This is a genomic window from Variovorax sp. PBS-H4 (assembly GCF_901827205.1).
In the GTDB taxonomy this organism is placed as follows: domain Bacteria; phylum Pseudomonadota; class Gammaproteobacteria; order Burkholderiales; family Burkholderiaceae_C; genus Variovorax.
Genome location: NZ_LR594675.1, coordinates 2,430,901 through 2,456,751, shown reverse-complemented (window position 1 = coordinate 2,456,751; position 25,851 = coordinate 2,430,901). Strand labels below are relative to the sequence as shown.

Here is a 25,851-nt window from a genome sequence, read left to right as displayed (position 1 = left end):
ATGAGCGAACAAGTCCTCTACACCGTCCGCGTCGAATTCGGCGACTGCGACCCGGCCGGCATCGTCTGGTTTCCGAACTTCTTCCGCTGGATCGATGCGGCCTCGCGCCACTTCTTTGCCGAGCGCGGCGTGCCGCGCTGGGAGGAAACGGCCCAGACGCTGGGCGTGATCGGCACGCCGCTGGTCGACACCCACACGCGCTTCGTCAAAAGTGCGAGCTATGGCGACACGCTCACGATCGCCGTGGCGATCCCCGAGTGGCGCGACAAGAGCTTTCTCCAGACCTATCGCGTCAAGCGCGGCGAAGACCTGATCCTCGAATGCGAGGAGGTGCGCATCTTCGCAGCGAAGCGCGAGGGCGGCGGCATCCGCGCCGTGCCGATTCCGCCGGAGATCCGGCGGCTGTGCGAGTGAGGAGGCGCTGAAAGGAGCTGGGCGGTGCAATTGCGCAGGCGTGGCTTCACCGACGTGGCCAGGCATCTGCCGGATCGGCAGTGAGCAGCTTCGCAAGGTAGGCCGCAGTCCGGCTCGATGAGACGCGCGCCACTTCTTCCGGCATTCCCGCCGCCACGATCCGCCCGCCTTCGCCTCCGGCCCCGGGGCCCATGTCGATCACCCAGTCGCTCGCGGCAACGACGCGGATTTCGTGTTCGACGACGATCACCGTGTTGCCCGCTTCCACCAGTCCATCGAGCTGCACCATGAGCTTGTCGACATCGGCCGGATGAAGGCCGGTGGTGGGCTCATCCAGCACGTAGAGCGTGTCGCCACGCTGCGCGCGCTGCAGCTCGGTGGCGAGCTTGATGCGCTGCGCCTCGCCCCCCGACAGCTCGGTCGCGGGCTGACCGAGGCGAAGGTAGCCCAGGCCGATGGCCTGGAGCAGCCGCAGCGGCCGTTCCACTGCAGGCTCTTCGGCGAAGAAGCCGAGCGCCTGGTCCACGGTCATGCCGAGCACCTCGGCAATGTTCCTGTCGTGCCACGTGATCTTGAGCGTCTGCTCGTTGTAGCGCGCTCCGTGGCAATCCGGGCAGGGCGCGTACACGCTGGGCATGAAGAGCAGCTCGACGCTGACGAAGCCCTCGCCCTCGCAGGTCTCGCACCGGCCTTTGGCGACGTTGAACGAAAAGCGCCCGGCGTCATAACGGCGCGCGCGGGCGGCGCGGGTCGATGCAAAGAGCTTGCGCACCGCGTCGAAGAGTCCGGTGTAAGTGGCGAGGTTGGACCGCGGCGTTCGGCCGATCGGCTTCTGGTCCACGCGCACCAGGCGCCGGATGGCGTCCATGCCGCCGGCGATGCGCCCGGCCGTGATGCCTACGGCGGCGGACGCGAGTTCGTCGCCCTCCTCTTCCTGCGGCGGAGGCTCATGCCCGAGGTGGCTGGAGACCAGCTCGACCAGGGCCTGGCTCACCAGGCTGGACTTGCCCGAACCCGAGACACCGCTCACCGAGGTGAAGGCACCGATCGGGAAAGAGACATCGATCCGGTGCAGGTTGTTGCGCGTGATTCCCTCCAGCTGCAACCAGCCGCGCGGCCGGCGGGGCGCTCGCGGCCGGCGCGGGAACCCCGCGAAAAGATAGTGCGCCGTGTGCGATCCCGCGACTGCGCGCAAGCCCGCGGGCGGGCCGCTGTAAAGCACCTGGCCGCCCTGCTCGCCGGCATCGGGACCGACGTCGACGAGCCAGTCCGCATGGCGCATCACATCGAGATCGTGCTCGACGACGAAGATCGAATTGCCTTGCGCTTTCAACCGGTCGAGCGCGACGCGAAGGGCCTCGCCGTCGGCGGGATGAAGACCGGCGGAGGGCTCGTCGAGCACGTACACGACGCCGAACAGGTTCGAGCGGATCTGCGTGGCCAGCCGCAGGCGCTGCAGTTCCCCAGGTGAGAGCGTCGGGGTGCTGCGGTCCAGCGAGAGGTAGCCCAGGCCGAGATCCTGAAGCGTGCTCACGCGCTCGAGCACGTCGTGCGCGATGCGCTGTGCTGCGATGCGCTTTTCCTCGGAAAGATTGGGCGTGCGGCGCACATCGGGCGCGGCCTCGTGCGAAGCGCCGCCCGCAGCAACTCGCCGCTCGGTGTCACGACGGGCGGCGGCGCGGCTGAGCACGGCCTGCTTGCCCTCCAATGGCACCAGCCTGCCCTGCGCCGCCGGCTCCAGCACGCGCGCGAGCTGGCTGAGCGGCATCTGTGAAAGCTCACCGATGTCGTAGCCCGCGAAAGTGACGCCGAGTGCCTCGGTCTTGAGCCGCTTGCCCTGACACCGAGGGCAAACGCTGCCGACCATGAAGCGCGACACCCGCTTCTTCATCAACGCGCTCTGCGTGGTCGCGAAGGTATGCAGCACGTACTTGCGTGCGCCGATGAAGGTTCCCTGGTAGCTCGGTTCCATCCTGCTGCGCAGCGCGGCGCGAGTCTCTGCCGGCGTGAAACCCGCATAGACAGGCACCGTCGGCTGTTCTTCGGTGAAGAGGATCCAGTCGCGCGCCTTCCTGGGCAGTTCACGCCAGGGCTTGTCGACGTCATAGCCGAGCGTCACGAGGATGTCGCGCAAGTTCTGCCCGTGCCAGGCCGGCGGCCAGGCGGCAATGGCGCGTTCGCGGATGCTCAGCGAATCATCGGGCACCATCGACACCTCCGTCACCTCGTAGACGCGCCCCAGGCCGTGGCAGGCCGGGCAGGCGCCCTGCGCCGTATTGGGCGAGAAGTCTTCTGCATAGAGCATCGGCTGTCCGCGTGGATAGCTCCCCGCACGCGAATAGAGCATGCGCAGCAGGCTGGACAGCGTGGTCACGCTGCCGACGGAGGACCGCGCGCTCGGGGTACCGCGCTGCTGCTGCAGGGCCACCGCAGGGGGCAGGCCATCGATGGCGTCGACGGCCGGCACGCCGACCTGGTCGATGAGGCGCCGCGCGTACGGGGCCACCGATTCGAAGTAGCGCCGTTGCGCCTCGGCGTAAATCGTGCCGAAAGCCAGCGACGACTTGCCGGAGCCGGAAACCCCGCTGAAGACCACCAAGGCATCGCGAGGGATGTCGACGTCGACGTTGCGCAGGTTGTGCTCGCGCGCGCCGCGGACGCGGACGAAGCGGTCGCGCGCGGGGATGCCGGACGGATTTACCTCGTCAGGGTTCTTCACCTGTTTGTCCTTGCTTCACGAACGGCCATCGCCCGCAGCATGGCGCGGCCGGTGTCGCTTGGCGCGGGCCGGTGCCCTGACGGCGAGTCGGACGGCTTCGCGGTTTGATCCGTGAAGGGAGGGGCGGCCTGGCGATGGAGCCAGGGCATGGCAGCGCGCGCGGACCATGCGCTCGGCCGGGTGAGCCTCGTTATCTCAGCGTACGGGTCTTGGCGTAGGCGGCCGCCGTTCGCGCGTCGCGGCCTCGTCCTACCGGGCGCATACCTTCTGCGGCGCATGACCCTTGGCGCTCCGCTCCCTGTACAGCCGGAGCCCATCGACAGGAGACATCATGCAGACACGCACTCAATCGCAGCGGTGGGCCAAGACTTCGAGCTTTGTGGCTTGCATCATGGCGGCTGCGGGCCTTTCGGCCTGTGGGGGCGGCGGCGGCGGGCACGGCGGGGGCGTGGTTCTTCCTCCCCCGGGGCAAGCCAGGCTGAGCTGCGACGACTCGATCAAGAGCGGCTTCAAGCCGGACGCCGACACCAGCGTGCTGCTGGTCAAGTCCTTCAAGACCGGCGATCCGCTGCTGCTGACCGGTACGCCCACGCCGTCGACGCCGACTGCCACCACGGATGTCTGCGTCGTGAAGCTGCTGGTGGGACCGGGCAACCCTGGGCCGGCGGATGCGCCTTCGACCTCGCCCGGCATCGGCATCGAGGTGTGGCTGCCCAGCGAGACCAAGTGGAATCGCCGGGTGCATGTCAAGGGCGGCGGCGGCTGGGCCGGCGGCGTGCACACCTCGCTGACTGCGCTGGCCGGCGTCTCGGGCGGCAGCGCCGGCTCACCGGCCGACACCGCCATGGTGGAAGGCGCAGTCTCGGCCAGCACCGACACCGGCCACGCCAACACGGCCAACGGCGGTTCCTTTGCGATGCGGCCCGACGGCACCGTCAACGGGCCGCTGTGGAACGACTTCGCGCAGCGCGGCATCCACGAGATGGCGGTGAAGACCAAGGCATTGGCCACCGCCTTCTACGGGACGGCGCCCAAGTTCTCGTACTGGAACGGCTTCTCCACCGGCGGCCGGCAGGGCCACATGGAGGCACAGGCCAATCCGGCCGATTTCGACGGCATCCTGGCGGGCGCGCCGGCCATCAACTGGACGAAATTCATCACTGCCGAGCTGTACCCGCAGATCGTCTACCAGCGCGACCTCGCGGGCGTGCCGCTCACGGCAGCCCAGCTGACGCTGATGGGCAATGCCGCCATCAACGCGTGCGACGTGGTGAACAACCAGCACCTGGGCTACATCCCGGATCCATCGCAGTGCCGCTACGACCCGCAGCTCGATTCGGCCGTGCTGTGCCCGAGCAGCGGCGGCACGGGCCCGGCGGGCAGTTGCGTCACCGCGGCGCAGGCGCTGGCAATGAACAAGATCTGGTACGGCCAGACCAGCGACGGCTCCGTGCCCTCCCCCTCCGCGGACAACGGCTTTTCGACCGCGCCGGCCACGTCGGCCAACCAGCGCTGGTACGGGCTGGCGCGCGGCACCAACATGGCCGGCCTGGCGGGCCCGACGCCCTTCACCATCGCGACCGACATGGTGGCGCTGGAGCTGCAGAACCCGACGTGGGCCACGCCGACCTTCATCAATGCCACCGGCAATGGCACGGATCGGTGGAAGACGCTGTCCTATGCGGACCTCTCCAACGCTTTCGACCAGGGCGTCGCGCTGCAGCCCGCCTTTGCCAACATCAACACCGACGATCCGAACATCGACCGCTTCGCTGCGCGCGGCGGCAAGATGCTGGTCTACCACGGCCTCGCCGACACGTTGATTCCGCCGCAGGGCACCGTGAATTACTACACACGCCTGGCGTCCCGCGCCGGCGGCAATACAGTGGCGCGCAACTTCTACCGGCTGTTCCTGGTCCCGGCCATGGCCCACGGCTTCAGCAACGGCACCACCAACCCGGCCGCCAACCCGCCGCTGCCAACCAACGCGCAGCTCTACCTCGCGCTGACGCTGTGGGTGGAAGAAGGCAATTCCCCCGAGCGCATCGACATCTCGGCGCCTGCAAGCGGCAGCGCGCCGGCCAGTTCCCGGCCGATCTGCATGTATCCGACAAAGGCCACGCTCACGGGTGGCGACCCTCGGCTTGCAAGCTCGTATGTCTGCTCGTAAAGGGGTTCCCGCGCGCACCGGCGGCCTATGGCGGACGATTTCTTGCGTCCGGTAGAGACTAATGCCACAGTTCGATGGCCTTCTCCTCTGCCGGGAGGGCCGTCCTCCCCCTTTTATGCGAGACCATTGCAGCCATCCCAGCAACAGCACGCCCAGCGAGCACTTTCATGGCCAATACCACCGTCGCGCAATCGCCCGCCACCACCACCCGGCGCGCTCCGAGGCTGGTGTTCCGTCCTGCCGATGCGCGCCGGCCATTTCGCCGCGGTGACCTGGCGCTGCATGCCGGCTCGATCGTCGTGATCTGCATGTCGGAGCACGACAACGGCGACCTCGACGCCGAGCTGCCGGTGCGCACCACGCGCGGTGTCGTCGGCAGCGCGCGCGCAAGGAGCCTGCGGCTACTGGCAGGTGTGGACACGCAGGAATTCGGCCCCGGCTACCACGACCTGCTGAAGTTCATCGCCGACGCCGTGGCAGCTCACTGAATCGCCCGACGGCGGCGCCGGTCAATCGGCCTTGATATCCGCCGCCTTGATCACCTTCGACCACTTCGCCAGCTCCTGGTCGACGAACTTGCCCAGCGCGGGCGGGTCCATGTAGACGGCAAAGGCGCCCTGGTCGTCCACCTTCTTGCGAAAGCTCTCGCTCTCGACGATCTTGCGGATCTCGGCGCTGAGCCTGGCCACCACCTCCGGTGGCGTCTTCGCCGGCGCGAACACCGCGAACCACGAATCCACCTCGTACCCCGGCAGCCCGGCCTCGGCCGAAGTCGGCACCGTGGGCATCGACGGATGCCGCTGGGTGCCCGTATACGCCAGTGCCTTGAGCTTGCCGCTGGCAATATGACCGATCACCGAGGGCGGCGTGGTGATGAACATGTCGACGTTTCCCGCGATCAGGTCGTTGATTGCAGGGCCCGAGCCCTTGTAGGGCACGTGGGTCATCGGCTGCTTCGCCTGGCGCGACAGCAGCTCGCCCGCAATATGCTGGATCGAGCCGTTGCCGGAAGACGCGTAGTTGAGGCCGCCATCGCCCTTCTTCTTGCCGTACTCGAGGAGCTCCTTCATCGAGTTGACGGGCAGCTTGCCGCTGACCGCCACCACGTGCGGGGCGCGCATCACGAGCGCGACCGGCACGAAGTCCTTGGTCGGGTTCCACTTGATCTGCTGGAACAGTGCAGGGTTGCCGACGTGGTAGCCCGAGTACTGCATGAGCAGCGTGTAGCCGTCGGGCGCGGCGCGGGCGACGGCCTCGGTGCCGATGTTGCCGCTGGCACCGGGCTTGTTGTCGACCACCACAGGCTGGCCGAGCGCACGCGACAACGGATCGCCGACGAGGCGCGCCATGATGTCGGTGGAGCCGGCGGGCGCGGTGGGAACGATGAAGGTGATGGGCTTCGAGGGCCAGGTGTCGGCGTGCGAGGCCATCACGGCGAATGCGGCGCAGGCCGCGAACAGGCGGGGGGCGAGTTTCATGTCATGTCTCCTTGTCGATTGCGAAAACGGTGTGGTGCTCAGGTCTTCAGTTCCGAGATCTCGATGAGATTGAGATCGGGATCGCGCACATAGACCGAGCGAATGCGCGAGACCGCGCCGGTGCGCATCACGGGGCCCTCGAGGATCGGCACCTGCTTTTCGCGAAGCCGCGCAATCACCTCGTCGAGCGGCACGGTGGCGATGAAGCACAGGTCCAGCGCGCCAGGCATCGGGACCTGCGCCTTGGGCTCGAACTCGCGGCCCTTCACGTGCAGGTTGATCTTCTGGTTGCCGAAGCGGAAGGCCTTGCGGCCTTCGCCGAAGGTCTCGAGCGCCATGCCCATGACCTCGACGTAGAAGCGCACGCAGGCAGCCTCGTCGGCGGTGGTGAGCACGAGGTGGTCCAGGTGGTCGATCATGTCTGCAGTTCCTTCGTGCCTGCATCGCGCGCCTTCGCACGCTCGACGATCTCCGCGAAATCGGCAGGTGGCGCGTGGCGGGTGAGCCTATGGCCGGCGCGAGAGACCTGGGCCGGCAGCGCGTGCTGCACCAGCGCTTCGAGCGTTGCCGCCGCGGCGACGAGGCCGTCGAGATCCATGCCGGTGTCGTAGCCCATGCACTGCAGCATGTGGACCACGTCTTCGGTTGCGACATTGCCCGTGGCGCCGGGCGCGTAGGGGCAGCCGCCGATGCCGCCCAGCGACATGTCCAAACGGCGCACGCCGGCTTCCACCGCCGCCATGGTGTTGACCAGGCCCATGGCGCGGGTGTTGTGGAAGTGCGCGGTGAAGTCCAGCGAAGCAAAGCGAGCCAATGCACTCGCGCAGATGTCCTGCACCTGCGTCGGATACGCCATGCCGGTGGTGTCGCACAGCGTGATGCCGGCCACGCCCCGCTCGGCGAAGCGCTCGATCCAGCCCAGCACGCCCTCGAGCGGGACCTCGCCCTCCATCGGACAGCCGAATACGCACGACAGCGAGACGTTCACCGGCACCCTTGCCTGGCGCGCCAACGCGATGACCTCGGCCAGTTGCGCAAAGGACTGCGCGCGGGTCATGCGCAGGTTGGCCAGGTTGTGGGTCTCACTGGCGGACATCACGACGTTGAACTCTTCGACACGGCTGTCGAGCGCCCGCTCGCCGCCGCGCAGGTTGGGCACCAGCGCGGTGTAGACCACGCCAGGGCGGCGCGCGATGCGGCCCATGACTTCCTCGCCATCGCGCAGCGCCGGGATGGCCTTCGCGGAAGTGAAGGAGGTCACCTCGATCTTCGCGTACCCGAGGCCGCTCATCCGATCGATCAGCGCGATCTTGTCCTCGGTAGGAATGAATCGGCTTTCCATCTGGAAGCCGTCGCGCGTGGCGACCTCGTTGATGAAGAGGCGCGTGCCGTTGCCGGTGTTCATGTCGGTTTCCTTTTCAGCGAGTGCGTTCGGGCCAGCCGGCGCCGGGCTGCAGTTGATCGTCGTGTTCGCCCAGGCGCGGCGCCGGATGCGCGATGCGGCCCGGCGTGGCGCTGAGCTTGGGCACGATGCCGGGCACCTTGAGCGTGCGGCCGTCCGAGGTCGGCACCTCGACGATCATTTCGCGCGCCAGGTATTGAGGGTCGCGTGCGATGTCGGCCACCGTGTAGATGCGCCCGACCGGCACGCCGGCAGCATCGAGCGCGGCCAGCACGTCGTCGCAGCTGCGCTGCAAGGTCCAGGCTTCGATGGCGGCGTCGAGCATCTCGACCTGCTCGACGCGCCCGTCGTTGTGGCGCAGCGCCGGATCGTTCTCGAGGTCGGGCCGTTCGATCGCGCGCATCAGCCGGCGGAAGATGCTGTCGCCGTTGCCCGCCACCAGCACATAGTGGCCATCGTTGCAGCGGTAGGCGTTGGTGGGTGCGATGCCCGGCAGCGCACTGCCGGCGCGTTCGCGCACCGCGCCGAAGGCATCGTACTCGGGCAGCAGGCTCTCCATGACGTTGAAGACCGACTCGTACAGCGCCACGTCGATGAACTGCCCTTCGCCGCCGTGGGCTGCGCGGTGGTAAAGCGCCATCAGCACGCCGATCACGCCGTGCAGTGCCGACAGCGTGTCGCCCAGCGAGACACCGACCCGCACCGGCACCCGGCCCGGCTCGCCACTGAGGTAGCGAAGCCCGCCCATCGACTCGCCGAGCACGCCGAAGCCGGGCTTGTCGCGGTACGGGCCGGTCTGCCCGTAGCCCGAGATGCGCAGCATCACCAGCTTCGGATTGAGCGCATGCAGCTGCTCCCAGCCCAGTCCCCAGGCCTCCAGCGTGCCGGGCTTGAAGTTCTCGATGAGCACGTCGGCCTCGAGCGCAAGATCGCGCACCGCTTGCTGGCCTTCGGCGCTGCGCAGGTCCAGACAGACCGAACGCTTGTTGCGCGACTGCACTTCCCACCAGACGGAGGTGCCGGCGCGCAGCATGCGCCACTTGCGCAACGGGTCGCCTGTCTCGGCCGGCTCGACCTTGATCACGTCAGCGCCGAATTCGGCCAGTGTCTTGCCCGCGAAGGGGCCGGCAATGAGCTGGCCGAGCTCCAGGACTTTGAGGCCTTCGAGTGCGTTCATGGCGATGCGTTGTCTCTCGAGTGGAATGGCGTCCACTGTAGGAATGCCGCGTCGCGAGCGGAATTGCTTTGACGGCAGCAGGCCTTCGCAGAATGCGAAGGCCCTCTCTAGAATCTCTTCCATGGCCCGCACCATCAATCCGGCTCGCGTCGATTTCGTCACCCTGCGCCTGTTCTGTGCCGTGGCGCAAACCGGCAGCATCACCAAGGGCGCCGAGGCCTGCCACCTGGCGCTGTCGGCGGCGAGCCGGCGGCTTTCGGAATTCGAGAGCGCCACCGGCTCGAGGCTGCTGGAACGCAGTGCCCAGGGGATCGCCCTGACGCCGGCCGGCCATGTGGCCATGCAGCACGCCATGCGCCTGTTCCAGGGCTTCGAGCAATTCAGCAGCGAGTTGGGCGACTACGCGAGCGGCGTGCGCGGCCACGTACGGCTGTGGGCCAACATGTCGGCACTCACCGAGTTCTTGCCGGCAGCGCTCGCGACCTTCCTGGAGCGGCATCCCGACATCCGCGTCGAGGTGGAAGAGCAACTGAGCGGCGACATCGTGCGGGCCCTGGTCGACGGGCTGGCGGACGTGGGTGTATTCGCCGAGAACACGCCGGCCTACGGGCTGGACATCGCGCCCTTCCAGACCGACGAGCTGGTGGTGCTGTGCGCGCGGCAGCATCCGCTGGCGCGCCTGAAGCGGGTGGACTTCAAGACGTGCCTCGGCTACGAGTTCGTGGGCCTGAATCGAAGCAGCTCGCTGCTGGAGTTGACCTCGCGCGCCGCGGAGCAGGCTGGCATCCCGATGCGACTGCGCGTGCAGGTGCGCAGCTTCGACGCGATGTGCCACATGATCGCAGCAGGCCTGGGCATCGGCGTGGTGCCGCTCGCGGCCTGCTCGGCGCAGGTCAGCGTGCTGGACCTGCGGGTGCTGCGGCTGAAGGACGCGTGGGCGACGCGGCGGCTGCTGATGGCGACGAAGAAGGGAGAGGCTCTCTCGGCCGCGGCAGGGTTGCTGGTGAACCACCTGGCGAGCTTGTCTGCGGCAGACAAGGGGCCTGGACGCGCCTGACCTTTCGCTGGTCCTTCCGAAGGGCCGGCGAGTTGCGAATGAATTCTCGCTTTTTGTGGCGGCATCCCGACAGCGCCGCCGGCCATTCCTAGCATTTGCCGATCCCGGGCTTCGCGCGGTACAGCCGGAACGCCATGCGCCTACGCGAAAGGATGGTCACCGTTCGGGGCTGCGTGCCTGCCCGTGCGAACAGCGCATGGCCTCCAACGCCCCTCGACATCCCTCATGAACAGAACGCACCGAAGCATTTGGAACTCCGCACTGGGCGCCTGGGTCGCCGTGCCCGAGCACGCCGTTGCGCGAGGCAAGGGCGGCAGCATCCGGCGGGCCCGCGCGCTGCCCGGCGTCGTGCCGACCCCTCGCCTTCGTCTGCTCGCATTGGCCAGCCTGCTGGCGTGCGCGGCACCATCGGCCTTCGCATGCAGTGCAGGCGACACTGCGTCATTGGTCAACTGCGTTGCAAACATCGCGACCGACAGCACGATCACGCTCACGGCCGACATCGCCCTCAACGGCAACATCGGTGTGATCGAGGGCGATGCGACCATCAACGGCGACGGCCACACGCTGGATGGCGCCAACAACTATCGCGGGTTTTTCATCGGCTCCGGCACGGTGACCATCAGCAACGTACTGCTCAAGAACCTGAGGGCCCAGGGAGGCAATGGCGGCAGGGAGGTGGCCGTAGGTGGCGGCGGCATGGGAGCCGGCGGTGCCGTGTTTGCACGCAGCGGCGTGGCGTTGACCTTGGACAATGTGTCGTTGATCGACAACAGCGCAGCCGGCGGCGCCGGCTACGTCTCCACGAGTTTTCCGCTGCCCGGCGGCGTGGTGCGCCTCAATGGCGGCGGTGGCGGAGGCATGGGAGGCGACGGCGGCGCTGACCCGGCATCGGACAACCAGAACGTCGGGCAAGGTGGAGGCGGGCTGTACGAACGCGGCGGCGCGATCGCCGGAGCAGTCCCAGGTTTTCTGATCGGCGGGACGGGAGGCGGTCCGAACGGAGGCGCCGGAGCCGTCCTTCGTTTCGTCCCTCCTTCCCTCACCCTCGCCGAGCGGGGGGGCGACTATACCGGCGGAGGCGGTGGGGTCGAAGGTACCGGCGGGGCAGTCGGCGGCTTTGGCGGTGGCGGCGGCGGCTCGTACCGGAGCATCGCCGGAGATGGCGGCTTTGGTGGCGGCGGCGGCGGCGCGTATGCCGGCGCCGGCGGCGCCGGCGGCTTCGGCGGCGGCGGCGGCAATGGATCGGCCAACGGCGGCGGCGGCGCCGCAGGGTTCGGCGGAGGAGCCGGCGCGACCAACAGCAGCGGCTCCGGCGCCGGCATGGGCGGCGGAATATTCGTGATGGACAACGCGAGCGTCACGATCACCGGTTCGCTCACCCTCAATGGCAATTCGGTCGCCGGCGGGGCCGCCCCGAACGCGAACGGAACCGGCGCAGGATCAGCTTTCGGTTCGGGCATCTTCCTGCAGGGCGCCAACTCGGCACTCACGTTCGCGCCCGGCGAAGGTGCCACTCAAACGGTCGCCAACGTCATTGCGGACCAGACGGGCTCCGGCGGTACGGGCAACAGAGCCGGCAGCATCGGTATCGGCAAGAGCGGCGCCGGCATGCTCATCCTTGCGGGCGACAACACCTACAGCGGAGGCACCACGATCAGCGGCGGGACGCTGCAGGTCGGCAACGGCGGCGCCACCGGCAGCTTGGGCAGCGGCGCAGTGTCGATCGGCGGCGGCGCGGCCCTGCGCTTCGACCGGAGCGACAACGTCTTCTTCGCGAACAGCATCGGCGGGGACGGCAACGTCGACAAGAGCGGCGCGGCGACGTTGACGCTCTCCGGCACGAACAGCTACACCGGGACGACAACGGTCCGCGCGGGCATCCTGAGGGCCGGAACCGCCACCAACGCCTTCGGCAACGGCAGCGCGGTCACCATCGTTGCCGGCGCCGCGCTCGACCTGAACAACTTCGACGAAAGCGTCGGCAGCCTCGCAGGCTCGGGCGCCCTCGTCCTGGGCAGCGGCGTGCTGACGACCGGAAGCGACGACACCAGCACCGCCTTCAGCGGTTTCATTGGGGGCAGCGGCGGGTTGATCAAGACGGGCACTGGAACCCTGACGCTCTCCGGCGCCAACGACTACACCGGTTCGACCGCGATCGACGCGGGCACGCTGCGCCTGGGCCACACCGCCGCGCTGGGGCGAAGCACCGCCACGGCCGCCGTGAACGCCGGTGCGACGCTGGACCTGGGTGGGCAAGACGGGGTTGGGCAACACATCGACCTGAACGGAGGCACGCTGGCCAACAGCGCCGGCGCGGCCACGCTGACAGGCACGGTCAACCTCGGCGCCGGCGGCACCAACACCATCCGCAACAACGGCGGCAGCCTGACGTTGGCCGGCACCATCAGCGGCGACAGCGTCACCATCGCTGGCACCAACACCATCGTCTTCGAAGCCGCCAATACCTTCACCGGAACGACGACGATCGATGCCGGCGTGTCGCTGAACACGGCGACGGCCGGGGTGGGAAGCGGCAGCGGCATCACCAACCATGGCACGCTGGTGTTCGAGGAGCCGGGCGATGGCACCGTCACCCAGGCCATCAGCGGCAGCGGCAATCTGGTCAAGGTCGGTGGGGGTACGCTGACGCTCTCCGGTGCCAACTCCTACGCCGGCGGCACCTCGGTCGAAGAGGGCGTGCTCTCGATTTCCGCAGACGCGAACCTGGGGGCCATTTCCGGCGCGCTGACCCTCGACGGCGGCGCGCTGCGCAACACCGCGCCCATCACGACACCGCGTGCCATCACCCTCGGAGCCTTCGATGGCGGCTTCTGGACCGATGCCGACCTGAGCTCCACGGGCGTGGTCTCGGGCGATGGCGGTCTGTTCAAGACGGGTGCCGGCACCCTGACCCTTACCGGCGCCAACACCTACATCGGCGACACCACCGTCCTGCAGGGTACCTTGTCGGTCTCCAAAGACGAGAACCTGGGCGCCGCCTCGGGCTGGCTGAATCTCGATGGGGGAACCACCCTGCGCACCACCGGTGCGTTCACCACGGCGCGAAGGATCGATCTGGGCAGCGGCAGCATCGTCTTGCAGACCGATGCCGACCTCACGGCGAGTGGCGTCGTCAGCGGCAGGGGTGCCCTCATCAAGACCGGCGCCGGCATCTTGACGCTCACCGGCGCCAATTCCTACCGCGGAGGCACCGCCATTGTGGAAGGCACGCTGTCCGTTGCCGAAGACCGCAACCTGGGCCGCGCCTCGGGGGCCGTAGCCTTCGACGGCGGCACGCTGCGCACCACCGGCGCCTTTGCCACCGCGCGCAACGTCAACTTCGGCGGCAACGGCGGGACCCTGCAGACGGACGCAGACCTCACGGCAAGCGGCACGCTCAGCGGCGTGGGGGCGCTCACCAAGACCGGCGCCGGCACCCTGAGCCTCACCGGGGAGAACAGCTACAGCGGCGGCACCGAGCTCAAGCAGGGGCGGCTTGCCATCGGCAACAGCCATGCGCTGGGCACGGGCGAGCTCGCCATGCACGAAGGCACCACGCTGCGCTTCGCTGCGGAGGACCTGAGCGTGGCCAATCCGATTGTCTTCACCGATGCCGTCGACCCCACCATCGACACCGGCCCCTTCACCGCCACCCTCACGGGCGCAATCACCGGGCCGGGCGACCTGAGCAAGATCGGAAGCGGAACGCTTGTTCTTTCGGGCGCCAACAGCTACAGCGGCGCCACTGCCGTCAACGAAGGCACCCTGCGCGCAGGTGCTGCCAACACCTTCAGCGCTGCATCGGCGCACAGCGTTGCCTCGGGGGCCACCCTCGACCTCGCCGGCTTCAGCCAGAGCATCGCCGCCCTCGACAACGCGGGCACGGTCTCCCTCATCGGCAGCACGCCGGGCACCACGCTCACCGTCACCGGACCTTATGCCGGCAGCAATGGCCTGCTGCGCCTGGGCACCTTCCTGGGAGACAGTGCCAGCGCCAGCGACCGGCTCGTCCTCGACGGCCCCACCGCCACGGCCAGGGGGCGCACCACCGTGCAGGTCGTCAATCTCGGCGGGCTGGGGGCGCTGACCACGGGCAATGGCATCGAGCTGGTGAGTGCGCTGAACGGCGCTGCGACAACGGCCCAGAGCACCAAGGACGCCTTCGCACTGCAGGGCGGGCACGTGGATGCAGGGGCGTACGAATACCGCCTGCAGGCGGGCGATGCCGCAGGTGCCGGAGAGAACTGGTACCTGCGCTCGACCAGCACGATCGTCATCCCGCCGCCCCCACCCCCACTGCCCCCGCCGCCGCCGCCGCCGCCGCCGCCGCCGCCGTTGCCACCGGCTCCTGCGGCGCCACCTGCGCCACCTGCGCCACCTGCGCCACCTGCACCGCCAGTCCCACCGGCGCCCGCTCCCGCCGGCTCGCCATTGCCACCGCCCGCCTCCGCGCCTATCTCATCTCCCGTGGCCATTCAGGTGCCCACCTACCGCGCTGAGGTCCCCTTGTTCGCAGCCCTGCCTGAGCAACTGCGCCAGGGCAACCTGGCCATGCTCGGCAACCTGCACCAGCGAATCGGCGGCGACGACATGAAGACGGCTGCCGAGGCTCAAGGCACTGTCGGAGCGCCCACCGGCGAGCGCCGCGCCTGGGGCCGCGTGCTCAGCACCGGCCGCAACATCCGGCAAGGCGGAACCGTTAGTCCGCGAAGCGACGGCCGCCTCAACGGCCTGCAAGCGGGCACCGATCTCTGGACCGACGCGAACTGGCGTGCCGGCCTCTACGTCGGCCAGCTCGACGGCGACATGCAGGTCCAGGGCTTCGCGCGCGGCATCGCCAACCTCACGGTGGGCAGCAACGACCTGCGCAGCCAGTACCTGGGCGGCTACGCCACCTACAGCGACACCAGCGGCTTCTACGCCGATGGCGTGCTGCAGGCCGGGCGCCACCGCTACGAGGTCAAGCCACAGGCCAACCTGCGCACCAAGGGCAAGGCCAGCAGCTTGAGTGCCTCGCTGGAACTGGGCCAGTCCTTCGCGCTGGGCAAGGGCTGGCAGATCCAGCCGCAGGCGCAACTCGTGCATCAGCGCCTGGACTTCGACGACGTGGACATCGCCGGCGCGCGCGTGCATCAGGAACGAGAAGGCGGCTGGCTCGCCCGCGTGGGCGTGCGCGTGAAGGGCGACATCGCCACGAGCGCAGGCCGGCTGCAGCCCTATGCGCGGGTGAACCTGTACCGCATCTCGGGCGGCAGCGATGTCACCCGCTTCATCAACCCGGCGGCCAGCACCGCCATTGCCAGCAGCAGGGGCAGCACCTCGACCGAGCTGGCCGCGGGCTTCACGCTCGGGCTGAGCGAGTCGACCAGCCTCTACGGGGAGGTCGGCAAGCTGTGGGCATCAGGCGGAGATACGCGCGTGAAGTCGCAGCTCAATGCCTCGGCGGGGCTGCGGGTGCGCTGGTAGCCTGGTGGGCAGGCGCTGCTAGTTCTTTGGCGTGATCAGGCCGTCGCGCACGTAGCGCTCGTACTCGGCGATCGGCAACGCGGCGCTTTGCGTGTTGCCTTCGTCGCCCCAGCTGAGCACCGCACTGTCGTCCGCCACGTCTACTTCCACCGGCCCTTCGGGGATCCGGATCATGGGGCCATCACCGGCGCGGTAATTCACCTCTCCCTTTAGCATCGCGTTGGCGGCCATGTTGTCGACTCCGGCTGTGCAGTTTGGATGCATCCAAGCCTAAAGCCACGACAGGTGCTCGCCGTCGTCGAAGAACCTCCGCTTCTGTAGGCCGGCGCAAACGATACGCCCCAAGGCCGGATCGGCAATTTGAAGCCGCCCGCGGTGTCGAAGGCACCCAGGCAACTCAGGGGCCGCGGCGAGCCTGAACCGCCCTCGCCTGCCGCGGGACCATGACGTGCTGAGGGCTTTCACCGAGCCCACTCTGCCCCGCACGCGGCGCATACTGGCGCAAAAGCCCGCATCGGCCACCCACGAGGGCCACGGGCGGCAGCAAGGAGACAAGCTTTGCAGCGAACCGATATCGCGAACCCGGCCTATTTCCACAAGGTCGTCGATTGCCAGTACGCCTGTCCGGCGCACACCCCCGTCCCCGAGTACATCCGACTGATCGCGCAGCGCCGCTACAGCGACGCGTACATGGTCAACTGGGCCTCCAACGTCTTCCCAGGCATCCTGGGGCGCACCTGCGACCGGCCGTGCGAGCCTGCCTGCCGGCGGGGACGGGTGGAGCAAGGCAATTTGCCTGGCGATGGGCCGCCCCTGGCCCGGAGCGCCTCCCCGGGGGGCCACGGCGATGCCCGGCCGGAGCCGGTCGCGATCTGCCGGCTCAAGCGCGTGGCCGCCGACATGAAGGGCGATGTGCGCGCGCGCATGCCGGCGCTCGAGCCGCGCAACGGCAAGCGCATCGCGTGCGTGGGCGCGGGTCCGGCCTCGCTCACCGTCGCGCGCGACCTGGCGCCGCTGGGCTACGAGGTGACGGTGTTCGACGAAGAGGCCAAGGCCGGCGGCTTCATGCGGACACAGATCCCGCACTTCCGCCTGCCCGAATCGGTGATCGACGAGGAGACCGGCTACATCCTGGACCTCGGCGTCGACTTCCGCAGCGGCGCACGCATCGACTCGATGAGCGCGCTGATGACGCAGGACTGGGATGCGATCTTCGTCGGCTGCGGCGCGCCACGCGGACGCGACCTCGACCTGCCCGGCCGGCGCGAGGCCGCGGCCGGTATCCACATCGGCATCGACTGGCTGGCCTCCGTCTCTTTCGGCCACATCACCAGCATCGGCCAGCGCGTGATCGTGCTGGGCGGCGGCAACACGGCCATGGACTGCTGCCGGTCGGCGCGCCGCCTGGGCGGCAACGACGTCAAGGTGATCGTGCGCAGCGGTTTCGAGGAGATGAAGGCCTCGCCCTGGGAGAAGGAGGATGCGCAGCATGAGGGCATCCCCATCATCAACTTCCACGTGCCCAAGGCCTTCGTCCACGAGAACGGCAGGCTGGTCGGCATGCGCTTCGAGATCGTGCGTGCGCAGTACGACGCCCAGGGCCGCCGCTCGCTGGTGCCCACCGGCGAGCCCGAGGCCTTCTTCGAGTGCGACGACGTGCTGGTGGCGGTTGGCCAGGAGAACGCCTTTCCCTGGATCGAGCGCGACTGCGGCATTGCCTTCGGCCCGTCGGGACTGCCGGTGCTCGACAAGAGCACCTTCCAGTCCACCGTGCCCCATGTGTTCTTCGGCGGCGACGCGGCCTTCGGACCCAAGAACATCATCGAGGCCGTGGCCCACGGGCACGAGGCCGCGGTGTCGATCGACCGGCTGCTGCACGGCGAATCGATCCAGGTCCGCCCTGCCCCCATGACCAACCTGATGTCGCAGAAGATGGGCATCCACGAGTGGAGCTATGACAACGACATCACGAACGACCTGCGCTTCAAGGTGCCCTGGGCCAATGCCGAAACGGCGCTGGCGAGCATCCGGGTCGAGGTGGAACTGGGCTTCGACGCCGCCACCGCCTTCAAGGAAGCGGAGCGCTGCCTCAACTGCGACGTGCAGACCGTTTTCACGGAGCCCGCGTGCATCGAATGCGATGCCTGCGTGGACATCTGCCCGATGGACTGCATCAGCTTCACTGCCAACGGCGACGAGGCCGATCTGCGGCAACGGCTCAAGGCACCGGCACTCAACCTGGCGCAGGACCTGTACGTGTCCGGCGGGCTGAAGACCGGCCGGGTCATGGTCAAGGACGAGGACGTCTGCCTGCACTGCGGCCTGTGTGCAGAACGCTGCCCCACCGGGGCGTGGGACATGCAGAAGTTCCTCCTGAAAACGACGCAGGCGGGTCCGGCGAGCCGCGATGCGAAGCTTGCGCCGAAACAGCGGGTGCCGGCATGAGACGCCGCGCCCGTACCCTCACCCCAGCCCTCTGCCGCAAGCGGGAGAGGGAGCAAGACCGCATCACCGCAGCGCCCGGCATGGAGCTTGTCCCATGAGCGCCACGCTTCCACCTCGAGGCGCAAAGCCCGCCCTTGAATCCGGCGACGCACGCGAAGCGATGCCCACGATCACGGCAGTCAACGACTTCGTCATCAAATTCGCCAACGTCAATGGCTCGGGCTCGGCCTCAGCCAACGAGCTTTTCGCCAAGGCGATCCTCCGCATGGGCGTGCCGGTGAGTCCGCGCAACATCTTCCCGAGCAACATCCAGGGCCTGCCGACGTGGTACGAGGTGCGCGTCTCCGAGCAGGGCCACATGGGGCGGCGCGGCGGCACCGACATGATGGTCGCGATGAATCCGCAGACCTGGGATGCCGACGTGGCCGAGCTCGAACCCGGCGGCTACCTGTTCTACGACAGCACGCGCGCGCTGCCGCCTTCGAAGTTCCGGGACGACATCCGGGTCATCGGCATGCCGCTGACCGAGATCTGCAACGCGGTCTACCACGACCCTCGCCAGCGGCAGCTGTTCAAGAACATCGTCTACGTGGGCGCGCTCGCCGTGCTGCTCGGCATCGAGCCGCAGGTGGTCGAAAAGCTGCTCGGCGAACAGTACAAAGGCAAGGAGAAGCTGCTGGCCTCCAACGTGCAGGCTTTGCACCTGGGCTGCGACTTCGCACGCGAGCACCTGCGCGAAACGGTGGGCCTGCAGGTGCGGCGCGCCGACCGCGTGGGCGATCGCATCTTCGTCGACGGCAACAGCGCCGCGGCCCTGGGCTGCGTCTACGGCGGCGCCACGGTCGCGGCCTGGTACCCGATCACGCCTTCCTCTTCCGTCGCAGAGGCCTTCCAGAAGTATTGCGCCAAGTTCCGCGTGGACCCGGCCACCGGCCAGAACCGCTTCGCCATCGTGCAGGCGGAAGACGAGCTGGCCTCCATCGGCATGGTGGTCGGCGCGGGATGGAACGGCGCGCGCGCCTTTACCGCGACCTCGGGGCCGGGCATCTCGCTGATGACCGAGTTCATCGGTCTCGCCTACTTCGCCGAGATCCCGGTGACCCTCATCAACGTGCAGCGCGGCGGGCCTTCCACCGGCATGCCCACGCGCACCCAGCAGGCCGACATTCTGTGCTGCGCCTACGCGTCGCACGGCGACACCAAGCACGTGCTGCTGTTCCCCGAGGACCCGCACGAATGCTTCGAGCATGCCGCGGCCGCGCTGGACCTGGCGGACCGTCTCCAGACCCCCGTGTTCCTGATGACCGACCTGGACATCGGCATGAACCAGCGCCTGTGCGCGCCCTTCGTATGGGACGACAGCCGCGCCTACGACCGCGGCAAGGTCATGACCGCCGAGGAGCTGGAGGCCGGCCGCGACTTCGGCCGCTACAAGGACGTGGACGGCGATGGCATCCCGTGGCGCACCCTGCCCGGCACGCACCCGACCAAGGGCAGCTTCTTCACGCGCGGGACCACGCGCGACGCCTACGCGCGCTACTCGGAGCGCGGCCCCGACTACGTCTACAACATGGAGCGCCTGCTGAAGAAGTTCGCGACTGCCGCCACGATGGTGCCCCAGCCCGTGCTGCGGCCGGCGGCGCGGGCCACGGACCTCGGCGTGATCTATTTCGGCTCGACCAGCCCGGCCATGCACGAAGCACTTGAAGCACTCGAGGCGCAGGGCATCCACCTGGATGCGATGCGCCTGCGCGCTTTTCCCTTTCCGCAGAGCGTGGTGCAGTTCCTGGCCGAGCACCGCCAGGTCTTCGTGGTCGAGCAGAACCGCGACGCCCAGATGCGCAGCCTGCTGATCAACGAACTCGACATCGACCCGGCCCGGCTGGTCCGTGTGCTGCATTTCGACGGCACGCCCATCACGGCGCGCTTCGTCATCGGGGCGATCGCTGCGCACATGACGGGGGACACTGCATGACCTATCTCGCCAAGCCCAAGCTGCGGCACCCGACCCTGGCCACCAACAAGGTGGGCTATACCCGGCGCGACTACGAAGGCAAGATCTCCACGCTGTGCGCCGGCTGCGGCCACGACTCGATCTCGGCCGCCATCATCGAGGCCTGCTGGGAGCTGGACATCGAGCCGCACCGCGTTGCCAAGCTGTCGGGGATCGGCTGCAGTTCCAAGACGCCGGACTATTTTCTGGGCGCATCGCACGGCTTCAATACCGTGCACGGCCGCATGCCCAGCGTGCTGACCGGCGCCAACCTGGCCAACCGCGACCTGCTCTATCTAGGCGTGTCGGGCGATGGCGATTCGGCCTCCATCGGACTGGGCCAGTTCGCGCACGCCATGCGGCGCGGCGTACGCATGGCCTACATCGTCGAGAACAACGGCGTCTACGGCCTCACCAAGGGCCAGTTTTCCGCCACCGCCGACGAAGGCTCCAAGAGCAAGAAGGGCGCGATCAACACCGACAGCCCGGTCGACCTGGTGGCGATGGCCCTGCAGCTGGGCGCCACCTACGTCGGCCGTGGCTTTTCGGGCAACAAGGCACAGCTGGTGCCGCTCATCAAGGGCGCCATCAGCCATGGCGGGGCGGCCTTCATCGACGTGATCAGCCCCTGCGTGGCCTTCAACAACCACCCGGGCAGCACCAAGAGCTACGACTATGTGCGCGAACACAACGAGGCGGTGAGCCGCATCGACTTCATCCAGCAACGCGAGGCGATCACCGCGGATGTCGCGCCGGGCGAGGTGATGGACGTGCGCCAGCACGACGGCACGCTGCTGCGGCTGCGCAGCCTGCACGCCGGCTACAACCCCGGCGACCGCCACGCGGCCATGGCACACATGCAGAGGCACCAGGAAAGAGGCGAGGTGGTGACCGGGCTGCTCTACGTCGACCCGCTGGCCACCGACTTGCACACGGCACTCAACACCAGTGCCCGGCCGCTCAACGTGCTGGAGCCCGGCGAGTTGTGCCCGGGGGCCGCGGCGCTGGAAAAACTCAACGCCTCCTTGCGCTGAGCGCCGTCACGTCGCAACATCGCGCTTTTGCCGGAGGGCGGACATGGCGGAAGAACGTACTGTGTTTCAGTCCATATCGCGCAAGCATGTGCTGAGCCTCGGGCCGCATGCGAGCGTGCGCGACGCGGCCGGCGCGATGACCCGCGCCAACTGCGGCAGCGTGCTCATCATGGAGCCGCCGGACATCCTGCTGGGCATCCTGACGGAGCGCGACCTGATGACGCGGGTGCTGGCGAAAGGCGTTGATCCGGATCGCACGGCCGTGCGCCAGGTGATGACGCCCAACCCGATCTGCGTGTCGCCAGGGACGCTGGTGTCGGATGCGGTGGTGCTGATGCTCGAGCGGGGCTTCCGCCACCTGCCGCTGGTGTCGGGGACGAAGATCCTCGGGGTGTTTTCGGTGAGGGATGCGTTGCCGCGGGAGATCGGGGTCGCGTTGGGACAGGCGGAGTTCCATGCACAGGTGAACGATGTGCTCGGCTGACTCCGGGCGCCTTCAGCTGTAGAACCCGTCTTCCCACCGCGCCTGGTTCTTCACCGCGACTTTCACGAAGGCCGTGCGCTGCATGACTTCCATCATGAGCTTGTTGACGAGGCGTGGCACGAGCGGCAAGGGCCGCAGGAAATCCACGAACAGCACGATGCGCCAATGCGGCGTCCGGTTCCAGGCCTCGTGCATGAAGGTGTCGTCGAAGACCAGCGACCCGCCTTCGGACCAGTTCCTGACGATGCCGTTGACGCGAATGGCGCAAGTCTCGTCGGATGCCGGAACGCGCAGGCCGAGGTGATACCTGAGAACGCCGTTGTACGGGCCGCGATGCTCGGGGATGACCTTGCCCGGAGCGAGGATCGAGAAGAAGGCCGTCTTGATGCCGGGAATGAGCGCCAGGGCTTCGGCAGTCCGCGGGCAGCGTTGCATGTTCTTCGGGAAGTCGACGCCGTAGCCTTTGAAGAAGAAGGTCTTCCAGCCGGCGTCGTTGGTCAGCGTCGCCTGGTCCGGCGAAATCTCCTGGAAATTCGGCAGCCTCTGGACGTCCTTGAGCAAGGCGTCCAGTTCGGCGCGGATCTCATCGCTTCGGGCTTCCAGAAGCCGGGGCCACGGCAGCTCGGCCGGCGGGAAGAAGGGTTGGTCGCCGAGCAAGGAATGACGCCGGTTCATCCGCTCGGCGGCCATGAGCGTGCGAAACAGGAGGCGGGCGGGAAGGTTCCTCAGCATGGGCGCGAGGACGCATTGCGCACGATGCGATGCGGCAAAGGTGGCAGGGCCATGGGGCTAATCGTTGATCTCGGGTTCGACCAGCCTCGCCAGGTTGCGCAACGACTCCTGCCAGCCCAGGTAGCACGCTTCTACGGGTATGGCCTCGGGGATGCCCTCCTGGACGATGTTCAACTCGGTGCCGACCAGGACCTGCTTCAACGTGACGGTGACGTTCATCTCTCCGGGCAGGTTGGGGTCGTCGAACACGTCCGTGTACCGCACCCGCTCATTCGGCACCAGTTCGCGGAATTCGCCGCTCCACGAGTGGCTGTTGCCGGTCGTGAAGTTGGAGAACGACATCTTGTACTTGCCGCCGACTCGGGCGTCCATGCTGTGGACTTTGCCGGTGAAGCCGTTCGGCGGCAGCCAGCGGGCCTTGGCGTCGGCGTCGAGGAAGGCCCGATAGACTTTCTCCGGCTTCGCGGCGATGACACGATGCAGTCTGACTGTGTTGGTGCTCATGGTTCTCCTTGAATGATGGACGCGAAGCTCCGAGCCTACGAAGGATCAGCCTGCGCCACAAGGACCAGGGAACCGCGAATTCTGCCAACCGCGCGAATCGTGAATCGTACTAGCGCTGGGCTGCGTTCCGGTCCTGCGCCCCGCCCAGCGCCTTGGTCAGCACCACCAAGTCCATCGCCAGCCGCCCTCCGCTGTCCACCTGGTCGCGCTGGGCCTGCAGCAGCGTGCGCTGCGCATCGAGCTGCACCAGGAAATCGGTCAGCCCGTGCTCGTAGCGCACCCGCGCGAGCTGCCACGCATCCCGGCTCTGCCGCTCCTTGTCGGCCAGCTGAAGATGACGCTGCCGCTCGGCGGCATAGGCGCTCAGCGCATCGTCGATCTCGTGCCAGGCCTTCAGCACGGTCTGCTGGTAGGCCACCGCGGCTTCCTGCTGCTGCAGCTCGCGCAGCGCGACGGTGCTGCGACGGCGGCCGCCATCGAAGATCGGCAACTGCAGGCTGGGGCCGACGGACCATTGCCGGCTCCCCCACTCGCCGAAGTTGCGGCTTCCCACCGATTCGAAGCCGAAGTTCGCGCCCAGCGTGATGCGCGGGTACAGGTCGGCCACGGCCACGCCGATGCTTGCGGTGGCCGCATGCAGCTGCGCCTGTGCGCGCCGGATGTCGGGTCGGCGCAGCGCCACCTCGGAAGGCAGGCCCGGCGAAAGGTCGGGCAAGGCGCTCGCAGGCTCGTCGGCCGGCACCGCGAGCTGCGCCTGCAGTGCGCCGGGACGTTCTCCGAGCAGCAGCGTGATCTGGTTGGTCGCCCGCGCCTCCTGCGCCAGCAATTGCGGCAGGCGCGCGCGGAGGTCCGCCGCCTGCGCCGCCTGCCGCCGCACGTCGAGGTCGGTGGTCAGGCCGCCATCGGCGCGGGCCCGCACCAGCGTGAGCGTCTCCTCGCTCGCGGCGATGTCGGCGCGCGCGATGCCCAACTGACGCTGCGCCGTGCGCAGCTCGAAGTAGTTGCGCGCCAGTTCCGATTGCACGGCCAGTTGCACCTGCGCCAGCGTGGCCTGCGATGCAACGACATCGGCATCGGCCGCCTCGATGGTGCGACGCACGCGGCCCCAGAGGTCGAGCTCCCACGAGGCATCGAAGCCGGCCTGGTAGAGGTTGTGCGGTTCGCTCAGCGCGCCGATCAGTTGCTCGCGGTTCGAAGGATTGAGCGCGTCGATCAGCCGCGTGCCGGAGCCGGACTCGCTCTGACGCTGGCGTGCGGCTGCGGCACTCGCGTTGAGCTGGGGCCCGCGCCCGGCCTCGGCCTGCTGGCGCTGGACGCGGCTCTGGGCGAAGCGCAACGCGGCGGCCTGCAGGTCGTGGTTGGCGTCGATCGCCTTCGCCATCAAGGCGTCGAGCATCGGGTCCGCGAATGCGGCCCAGCTGACGGACGCGCCCGCGGCATCGCGGGCCTGCGCATCGAGCAATGCCGCCGAGCCGCCGTGCCATGCCGAGAAATCGGCCGGCGCTTCAACCGTGGGCGCCTTGAACTCGGGCCCGACGGCGCAACCGCCGGCCAGCATCAGCGCCGCAAGGCACGGCGCACAGCGCAACAGGAACGACGAGGAGCGTTGCGGGTTCTTCATGTCGCGCTCTCTTTCAGACAAGACGATTGCGAAACAGCCAGGCCGCCAGCGGCAGCGTAACGGCGGCGATGACGACCAGCGGGATCAGGTTGTGCCAGACGGTCGGCAGGCCCACGCCCTCGAGGTAGACACGCTGCACCAGATCGATGGCGAAGCGCAGCGGGTTGGCGAGCGTTGCGATCTGCAACGCCTCGGGCATGTTGCGCACCGGGGTGGTCAGCCCCGACAGCAGCATCAGCGGCATGATCAGCACGAAGGTGTAGAGCATGGCCTGCTGCATGTTGGCCGACACCGCCGAGATCGACAGCCCGATGCCCACGCTGGCGATGGTGAAGCAGGCCAGGCCCGCATAGAGCGTCACCAGGGACCCGGCCATCGGCACCTTGAACCACAGCAGCGTGACCAGCAGCACGATGGTGGACTGCACCAGCCCGATCAGCACCGGCGGCACGGCCTTGCCGATCATGATCTCGGTGGGTGTGAGCGGCGTGACGAGCAGTTGGTCGAAGGTGCCCTGCTCTCGCTCGCGCGCCACCGAGAGCGCGGTGAGCAGCAAGGTCTGCAGCATGCTGAGCGCGGCGATCATGCCGGGCATCAGGTTCCAGCGCGTCTCGAGGTTGGGGTTGTACCAGGCGCGCGACTCGATGCGCACCGGCGGCTGCGCCCCGCCGTGCTGCACCCGCCACCGGGCATTGAAGTCGGCCACCACGGCGCTCACGTAGCCGGCCGCGGAACCGGCGGTGTTGGAGTTGCGCGCGTCCACGATGAGCTGCACCGCGGCGTCTTCGCCGGCCTGCAGTTGCTGCTCGAAGCGCGGGCCGATGTGGATCACGAAGAGCGCGTCCTGCACATCGATGACGCGCTCGATGTCGGCAGCAGTGCGCAAGGTCGCGCTGCGGTGGAAGACGCCGGTGCCGTCGAGCCTGGCGACCAGCGCGGTCGACGCAGCGCTGTGGCTCTGGTCGAGCAGCGCGTAGTCGGCCCGGTTGAGGTCGTAGGTGGCGGCATAGCCGAACAGCAGGCTCTGCATGAGAGCAGGCACGATCAGGATGGCGCGGCTGGCCGGGTCCTTGAGCACGGCGAGGAATTCCTTGCGGCACAAATTGAGAATGCGCAGAACGGCGTCGACGAGTGAAGCGTTCATGGTGGTCG

The 25,851-nt window shown here is 68.2% G+C and carries 19 protein-coding genes; 9 read left to right on the top strand and 10 right to left on the bottom strand.

What is annotated here, in order from left to right; genetic code table 11:
- Window positions 1-414 (top strand): acyl-CoA thioesterase, encoded by a 414-nt coding sequence (locus E5CHR_RS11680; RefSeq protein ID WP_162579829.1) that lies wholly within the window; start codon window positions 1-3, stop codon window positions 412-414.
- Between the two features lie 46 nt (window positions 415-460).
- Here the strand turns inward: E5CHR_RS11680 and E5CHR_RS11675 are convergent, their stop codons facing one another.
- Complete coding sequence (locus E5CHR_RS11675; RefSeq protein WP_162579828.1) at window positions 461-3,133, bottom strand: excinuclease ABC subunit UvrA; 2,673 nt, start codon at window positions 3,131-3,133, stop codon at window positions 461-463.
- A gap of 331 nt (window positions 3,134-3,464) precedes the next feature.
- Here E5CHR_RS11675 and E5CHR_RS11670 point away from each other — a divergent pair, with 331 nt between their 5' ends.
- Together E5CHR_RS11670 and E5CHR_RS11665 are read left to right on the top strand one after the other, a co-directional pair.
- Window positions 3,465-5,303: a tannase/feruloyl esterase family alpha/beta hydrolase gene (locus tag E5CHR_RS11670; RefSeq protein WP_162579827.1), complete on the top strand. Its 1,839-nt coding sequence runs from the start codon at window positions 3,465-3,467 to the stop codon at window positions 5,301-5,303.
- Window positions 5,304-5,470: 167 nt separating this feature from the next.
- Window positions 5,471-5,791 (top strand): hypothetical protein, encoded by a 321-nt coding sequence (locus E5CHR_RS11665; RefSeq protein ID WP_162579826.1) that lies wholly within the window; start codon window positions 5,471-5,473, stop codon window positions 5,789-5,791.
- Window positions 5,792-5,812: 21 nt separating this feature from the next.
- Here E5CHR_RS11665 and E5CHR_RS11660 read toward each other — a convergent pair whose 3' ends face one another.
- From E5CHR_RS11660 to E5CHR_RS11645, 4 genes are read right to left on the bottom strand one after another with little or no spacing between them, the layout of a single operon-like run.
- On the bottom strand, window positions 5,813-6,781 hold the full coding sequence (locus E5CHR_RS11660; protein ID WP_162579825.1) for a Bug family tripartite tricarboxylate transporter substrate binding protein: 969 nt from the start codon (window positions 6,779-6,781) through the stop codon (window positions 5,813-5,815).
- Window positions 6,782-6,819: 38 nt separating this feature from the next.
- Entirely contained in the window at window positions 6,820-7,200 is a 381-nt protein-coding gene (locus E5CHR_RS11655) for a VOC family protein (RefSeq protein ID WP_162579824.1), read from the bottom strand.
- Complete coding sequence (locus E5CHR_RS11650) at window positions 7,197-8,186, bottom strand: hydroxymethylglutaryl-CoA lyase (RefSeq protein WP_162579823.1); 990 nt, start codon at window positions 8,184-8,186, stop codon at window positions 7,197-7,199. The genes E5CHR_RS11655 and E5CHR_RS11650 overlap by 4 nt, the downstream gene beginning before the upstream one ends.
- A 13-nt stretch (window positions 8,187-8,199) precedes the next feature.
- Window positions 8,200-9,360 (bottom strand): CaiB/BaiF CoA transferase family protein, encoded by a 1,161-nt coding sequence (locus tag E5CHR_RS11645; protein ID WP_162579822.1) that lies wholly within the window; start codon window positions 9,358-9,360, stop codon window positions 8,200-8,202.
- A gap of 121 nt (window positions 9,361-9,481) precedes the next feature.
- Here E5CHR_RS11645 and E5CHR_RS11640 point away from each other — a divergent pair, with 121 nt between their 5' ends.
- Both E5CHR_RS11640 and E5CHR_RS31970 read left to right on the top strand, forming a co-directional pair.
- Complete coding sequence (locus E5CHR_RS11640; protein ID WP_162579821.1) at window positions 9,482-10,417, top strand: LysR family transcriptional regulator; 936 nt, start codon at window positions 9,482-9,484, stop codon at window positions 10,415-10,417.
- 225 nt (window positions 10,418-10,642) lie between these two features.
- Window positions 10,643-15,886 (top strand): autotransporter-associated beta strand repeat-containing protein, encoded by a 5,244-nt coding sequence (locus E5CHR_RS31970; RefSeq protein ID WP_174255715.1) that lies wholly within the window; start codon window positions 10,643-10,645, stop codon window positions 15,884-15,886.
- Window positions 15,887-15,904: 18 nt separating this feature from the next.
- On the opposite strand, the gene E5CHR_RS11630 is transcribed toward E5CHR_RS31970, so the two are convergent.
- Window positions 15,905-16,117 carry a hypothetical protein gene (locus E5CHR_RS11630; RefSeq protein ID WP_162579820.1) on the bottom strand — a complete coding sequence of 71 codons (213 nt, stop codon included), beginning with the start codon at window positions 16,115-16,117 and terminating at the stop codon, window positions 15,905-15,907.
- Window positions 16,118-16,444: 327 nt separating this feature from the next.
- Between E5CHR_RS11630 and E5CHR_RS11625 the strand changes: the two genes are divergently transcribed.
- The 4 genes from E5CHR_RS11625 (at window position 16,445) to E5CHR_RS11610 (ending at window position 21,842) form a co-directional block, all read left to right on the top strand.
- Complete coding sequence (locus tag E5CHR_RS11625) at window positions 16,445-18,331, top strand: FAD-dependent oxidoreductase (RefSeq protein WP_162579819.1); 1,887 nt, start codon at window positions 16,445-16,447, stop codon at window positions 18,329-18,331.
- A 160-nt stretch (window positions 18,332-18,491) separates the two neighbouring features.
- Entirely contained in the window at window positions 18,492-20,306 is a 1,815-nt protein-coding gene (locus E5CHR_RS11620; protein WP_162583689.1) for a 2-oxoacid:acceptor oxidoreductase subunit alpha, read from the top strand.
- Window positions 20,303-21,358: a 2-oxoacid:ferredoxin oxidoreductase subunit beta gene (locus E5CHR_RS11615; RefSeq protein WP_162579818.1), complete on the top strand. Its 1,056-nt coding sequence runs from the start codon at window positions 20,303-20,305 to the stop codon at window positions 21,356-21,358. The genes E5CHR_RS11620 and E5CHR_RS11615 overlap by 4 nt, the downstream gene beginning before the upstream one ends.
- Window positions 21,359-21,401: 43 nt before the next feature.
- Complete coding sequence (locus E5CHR_RS11610; RefSeq protein ID WP_162579817.1) at window positions 21,402-21,842, top strand: CBS domain-containing protein; 441 nt, start codon at window positions 21,402-21,404, stop codon at window positions 21,840-21,842.
- A gap of 12 nt (window positions 21,843-21,854) precedes the next feature.
- Here E5CHR_RS11610 and E5CHR_RS11605 read toward each other — a convergent pair whose 3' ends face one another.
- From E5CHR_RS11605 to E5CHR_RS11590, 4 genes are all read right to left on the bottom strand, one after another.
- A complete protein-coding gene (locus E5CHR_RS11605; protein WP_162579816.1) occupies window positions 21,855-22,574 on the bottom strand; it encodes an aspartyl/asparaginyl beta-hydroxylase domain-containing protein in 720 nt (239 codons plus the stop codon).
- A gap of 57 nt (window positions 22,575-22,631) precedes the next feature.
- A complete protein-coding gene (locus E5CHR_RS11600) occupies window positions 22,632-23,078 on the bottom strand; it encodes an SRPBCC family protein (RefSeq protein ID WP_162579815.1) in 447 nt (148 codons plus the stop codon).
- Window positions 23,079-23,187: 109 nt separating this feature from the next.
- Window positions 23,188-24,699 carry an efflux transporter outer membrane subunit gene (locus E5CHR_RS11595; RefSeq protein WP_162579814.1) on the bottom strand — a complete coding sequence of 504 codons (1,512 nt, stop codon included), beginning with the start codon at window positions 24,697-24,699 and terminating at the stop codon, window positions 23,188-23,190.
- A gap of 13 nt (window positions 24,700-24,712) precedes the next feature.
- Entirely contained in the window at window positions 24,713-25,843 is a 1,131-nt protein-coding gene (locus E5CHR_RS11590; protein WP_162579813.1) for an ABC transporter permease, read from the bottom strand.
- Window positions 25,844-25,851 lie beyond the last annotated feature (8 nt).

Excerpts from the sequence above, each read along its gene's own strand:
- E5CHR_RS11680 (WP_162579829.1), top strand. The coding sequence starts at position 1 with ATGAGCGAACAAGTCCTCTACACCGTCCGCGTCGAATTCGGCGACTGC.
- E5CHR_RS11670 (WP_162579827.1), top strand. The coding sequence starts at position 3,465 with ATGCAGACACGCACTCAATCGCAGCGGTGGGCCAAGACTTCGAGCTTT.
- E5CHR_RS11665 (WP_162579826.1), top strand. The coding sequence starts at position 5,471 with ATGGCCAATACCACCGTCGCGCAATCGCCCGCCACCACCACCCGGCGC.
- E5CHR_RS11660 (WP_162579825.1), bottom strand. The coding sequence starts at position 6,781 with ATGAAACTCGCCCCCCGCCTGTTCGCGGCCTGCGCCGCATTCGCCGTG.
- E5CHR_RS11655 (WP_162579824.1), bottom strand. The coding sequence starts at position 7,200 with ATGATCGACCACCTGGACCACCTCGTGCTCACCACCGCCGACGAGGCT.
- E5CHR_RS11650 (WP_162579823.1), bottom strand. The coding sequence starts at position 8,186 with ATGAACACCGGCAACGGCACGCGCCTCTTCATCAACGAGGTCGCCACG.
- E5CHR_RS11645 (WP_162579822.1), bottom strand. The coding sequence starts at position 9,360 with ATGAACGCACTCGAAGGCCTCAAAGTCCTGGAGCTCGGCCAGCTCATT.
- E5CHR_RS11640 (WP_162579821.1), top strand. The coding sequence starts at position 9,482 with ATGGCCCGCACCATCAATCCGGCTCGCGTCGATTTCGTCACCCTGCGC.
- E5CHR_RS31970 (WP_174255715.1), top strand. The coding sequence starts at position 10,643 with ATGAACAGAACGCACCGAAGCATTTGGAACTCCGCACTGGGCGCCTGG.
- E5CHR_RS11630 (WP_162579820.1), bottom strand. The coding sequence starts at position 16,117 with ATGGCCGCCAACGCGATGCTAAAGGGAGAGGTGAATTACCGCGCCGGT.
- E5CHR_RS11620 (WP_162583689.1), top strand. The coding sequence starts at position 18,492 with ATGCCCACGATCACGGCAGTCAACGACTTCGTCATCAAATTCGCCAAC.
- E5CHR_RS11615 (WP_162579818.1), top strand. The coding sequence starts at position 20,303 with ATGACCTATCTCGCCAAGCCCAAGCTGCGGCACCCGACCCTGGCCACC.
- E5CHR_RS11610 (WP_162579817.1), top strand. The coding sequence starts at position 21,402 with ATGGCGGAAGAACGTACTGTGTTTCAGTCCATATCGCGCAAGCATGTG.
- E5CHR_RS11605 (WP_162579816.1), bottom strand. The coding sequence starts at position 22,574 with ATGCTGAGGAACCTTCCCGCCCGCCTCCTGTTTCGCACGCTCATGGCC.
- E5CHR_RS11600 (WP_162579815.1), bottom strand. The coding sequence starts at position 23,078 with ATGAGCACCAACACAGTCAGACTGCATCGTGTCATCGCCGCGAAGCCG.
- E5CHR_RS11595 (WP_162579814.1), bottom strand. The coding sequence starts at position 24,699 with ATGAAGAACCCGCAACGCTCCTCGTCGTTCCTGTTGCGCTGTGCGCCG.
- E5CHR_RS11590 (WP_162579813.1), bottom strand. The coding sequence starts at position 25,843 with ATGAACGCTTCACTCGTCGACGCCGTTCTGCGCATTCTCAATTTGTGC.